Here is a 3,865-nt window from a genome sequence, read left to right as displayed (position 1 = left end):
CGCACTGCCAGCACGATCACCTCCGGCGGGAACCGGAACCCGGCGAACTCCGACGTCGGAACCGGTGGACGGACACGGCGTCGACGCATCCTCTGATCATGACTGATCGGCGGCTACGCGAAGGTGGACATCGCCGATGCAACAGCGCCCGCCGGAGTTCCCGGCGGATTCAACTGGTCGTTGCAACACCGGCTTGGTGAAGTGAGAGTAGCTGTTCGTTCATCGCTTCGGTGGGGGTTTTCCAGTCGAGTGTGCTGCGGGGTCGGTTGTTGAGGGTCACGGCGATGGCGGTGAGGTCGTGCCGGGTCCAGCGGGACAGGTCGGTGCCTTTAGGGAAGTACTGGCGTAGCAGGCCGTTGGTGTTCTCGTTCGTGCCGCGCTGCCAGGGGCTGCGCGGGTCGGCGAAGAAGACGGCGATGCCTGTCTCTGCGGTCAGCCGGGTGTGCTGGGCCATTTCCCGGCCACGGTCCCAGGTCAGGGTCCGGCGTAGCGGGCCGGGTAGCGCGGCGAACGACGTCGTGATCGCCTGTCGGACGGCTTCGGCGCCGTGCCCGGCCAACGCCGGGCCGTTGTGCACCCGGGGCCCGCGGCCGTAGCCGTCCAGGCGTGGCAGGTGCAGCAGGAGGGTGAACCGGGTGGTGCGCTCGACCAGGGTGCCGATCGCGGACCTGTGCAACCCGATGATCAGATCCCCTTCCCAGTGCCCTGGGACAGTGCGGTCGGTGGCTTCGGCGGGGCGGGCGGCGATCCTGACCTCGGGGGTGACCATGCTGTCGCGGCGGCGGCGGGCCCGAGCGCGTGGCACCCGCAGCGCCCGACCGGTACGCAGACACGCGGCCAGCTCTCGGCGCAGCCCACCCCGGCCCTCGATGTAAAGAGACTGGTAGATCGCCTCGTGCGAGATCCGCATCGTCGTGTCGTCGGGAAAGTCGACCCGCAGCCGGCGGGAGATCTGCTGCGGGCTCCACGCGCTCGCCCAGCGCCGGTCCCGGCGGTGGGGCTTGCCTCGGCCGGTGAACGGCGCCGTCCACGGACCGGGCACAGGCGTGCCGTCACCTCTGCGGACCGCTGCGGCGAGCCGGTCCTGCACATAGGCGCGGAGCTGGTCATTCGCCGCGAGCGTGGCCACCTTGGGTCGGGCGGCACGGCGGTCACGATGCCACTGCGCGAGCGTGGCCCGGTAGACCAGCGTCCCGCCACGGGTCCCGGCGTTACGCCGCAGCTCCCGCGACACCGTCGACGCCGACCGGCCCAGGCGCCGCGCGATCGTCCGGACGCCCTCCCCGCGGGTGCGTCCCAGAGCGATCTCCTCCCGCTCCGCGAACGACAGATAGCGACCCGAAGGCGCGGGGAAGTACGAAGGGGGCATCCCGCCACAGTTCCGGAACCACCGGGTCCCGACCACCGGCGACACGCCAGCCTCGACACCCGCGTCCTCGCTGGTCAGGCCACGAGCGATCGCCACCCAGAACCGCTGGTGATGCTCCCACCGGCCCACCGGCCCACCGGCGGCCGCCCCGGCGAGCACATCCCCGCCCGCCCCGTCACCGTCTCTGTCCAATCCGGCGGTCGCCCCACTACAACACCTCTCCACATCAAGGCGTTGCGACGACCGGTTGAATCCGCCTTGACTGCCCTGGTCGGAATGATGAATGACGCCCGGGGCGGGACGTCGGTGCTGGAGGGCCATGGTGAGAGCGTCGGCCACGAGGGCGGTTTTCTGCGTGTCGGACATGGACCAGCCGACGATCTTGCGGGAGTACAGGTCGAGGACGACCGCGAGGTACAGCCAGCCCTGCCCGGTCGGGACGTACGTGACGTCGGCGGTCCAGACCCGGTCCGGTGCCGGCGCGGTGAAGTCCCGCCCGACCAGGTCGGGCGGCAGGTGCGCGGCCCGGTCCCGGCGGGTCAGGCTGATCCTGCGGCGGCGGTGGACCCCTTGCAGGCCAGCCTGTCTCATCAGCCGGGCGACGCGCTTGCGGCTGGTCCGGACGCCGGCGGCGGCCAGGTCGGCGTGCACTCGTGGGGCGCCGTAGGTCGCCCGGGACGCCGCATGCACAGCGGTGATCTTCGTGGTCAGGGTCTGATCGCCGGCAGTCCGAGCGGACACGCCGCCGCGGCGGCGCCAGGCGTAGTAGGCCTCGCGTGACACACCGAGCACGCGGGCCAGGACGGAGACAGGGTGGTGTGTTTTCTCCGCGTCGATCAGAGCGAACTTCATTTCTGATCGGTCTGTAGGGTAGGCGGCTGGCGCGGTTGCATTGTGGCTGTAGGCGCTGTGGTCCGGTACTTTTGTCCGTGAGGTTTCCCCGCACGTTTCTCATCCCGGCCCGCCATGGCGATGCCCCGTTTCCAGCCGCCCCCCGTCGATCCGTGCATGAGGTTCTCCCTCACACGGCTCACCGACATCGTTCACCGTTCAGGCATACGTCGTCACCCGTCGAGTCGTCCCGCTGAGCCGGTATACCCCGAGCCGGGAAAGCCAGGAGGGGTCGTGGCGTCGGCCCCATCCTCGCCCGGTCTGTTGGTGTTTCCGGCTGGACAGAATAGCCAACCTCATGTGGACGTAGCGATCAACCGCTGCAAGCTGCCGCGAGGAATTCCCGTGGCGGAAGTATCCGTTCCATCCCCGCAATATCGGGTTGAGGACGGCTACCGTGGCTGCCAGCGGCCGACCCACCTTGTCCGGACCGGTATTCTGCCGGACCTTGGTCCGGATGGCGCGCATAGCGCGGGCGGACGGCCAGCGATGGTAGTACCACCTGCCGTGCCAACGCCATGAACACACCATCCTGTGATGCCATCCGAGGAAATCGAAGCCGCCCGCGCCAGCGCGGAGGTTCACGATCCTGGTTTTCGCTCGATGTAGGCTTAACCCGAGCCGGCGCAGGACCTTCGCCACGAACACGCTGGCGTTGTGAGCGGCTTTCTCGGTCGCCGCCAGCACCACGAGGTCGTCGGCGAACCGGATAAGTATTCCGGTCCGCCGGGCGAGTGCCGTCCACTGCTCATCGAGCAGATGCAGGGCGGCATTTGCCAGGAGCGGGGAAATCGGTGAGCCCTGCGGCACCCCTGTGGACCGGTCGGTGACCACGCCGTCGTCGAGAACTCCGATCTTCAGCCACGCGCGGATCAGCCGTAGGATCTGATGGTCCGATACGCGGCGTTCGACCTGGCTCATGACCGCGCGACGGTCGAGACTGCCGAAACAGTCAGCGACGTCGGTGTCGAACACCCAGGTCCGTCCCCTGTAAACTTCGGCTCGAATAGCCTCACAGGCACCGAGCGGAGAACGGCCTGGCCGGAACCCATGACTGACCGGCAGGAATTGGGCCTCGAAGATTGGTTCGAGTACCAGTTTCGCTGCAGTCATCACGATGCGGTCCCGGACCGTGGGGATCGACAGCGGCCGAGTTTTCCCGGGTTCGCTTTTCGGGATCTCGACTCGGCGTAGTACTGCCGGCCGGTAGCAGCCAGCCCTGAGGTCAGCTGCGATGCCGTGTAGGTACTCCCCGACCCCGAGGCGTTCCACGTCGTCGATCGATATATCATCGACGCCGGGAGCTCCCCGGTTCGACCGCACATCGTGCCACGCACGCCAGAGAACGTCGTCGCGGACGACATGGCAGTACAGCGCGTGGAAACGACGGTCGGGATCAGACTTGGCACAGCGGTAGAGCACTCGCTGGAGGGCACGGACCGAATCCACACCGTCGGCGTGGCGGGTCATTCTAGCCTGTGAGGCACTCAACCCGAGTCTTTCCCTTCAACCAGTGCATCGATGAAGTCAGGGCTCCGGCACGCTCGCGGTTTGACGGGTAGACCGGGTCAGATCTGATTTGGTGTGGGTCGGGCTGGTAGTGGT

The 3,865-nt window shown here is 67.9% G+C and carries 1 protein-coding gene and 3 pseudogenes; all 4 read right to left on the bottom strand.

The annotated features are described in order from the left end of the window. Window positions 1–89 (bottom strand): annotated as a pseudogene (locus tag MXD62_RS27135) (IS6 family transposase); the annotation flags it as partial. 80 nt (window positions 90–169) lie between these two features. Then, window positions 170–1,530: pseudogene (locus tag MXD62_RS27130) on the bottom strand (IS30 family transposase). Between the two features lie 106 nt (window positions 1,531–1,636). Then, a pseudogene (locus tag MXD62_RS27125) lies at window positions 1,637–2,221 on the bottom strand (IS3 family transposase); the annotation flags it as partial. A 198-nt stretch (window positions 2,222–2,419) separates the two neighbouring features. After that, on the bottom strand, window positions 2,420–3,751 hold the full coding sequence (gene ltrA / locus MXD62_RS27120) for a group II intron reverse transcriptase/maturase (protein ID WP_248832244.1): 1,332 nt from the start codon (window positions 3,749–3,751) through the stop codon (window positions 2,420–2,422). Between the last annotated feature and the right edge of the window lie 114 nt (window positions 3,752–3,865).

Origin of the sequence: Frankia sp. Mgl5 (genome assembly GCF_023242985.1) — a bacterium.
In the GTDB taxonomy this organism is placed as follows: Bacteria; Actinomycetota; Actinomycetes; order Frankiales; family Frankiaceae; genus Parafrankia; species Parafrankia soli.
Note: the sequence above shows the minus strand (reverse complement) of the source record. Positions and strands in the feature narration are given on the sequence as shown.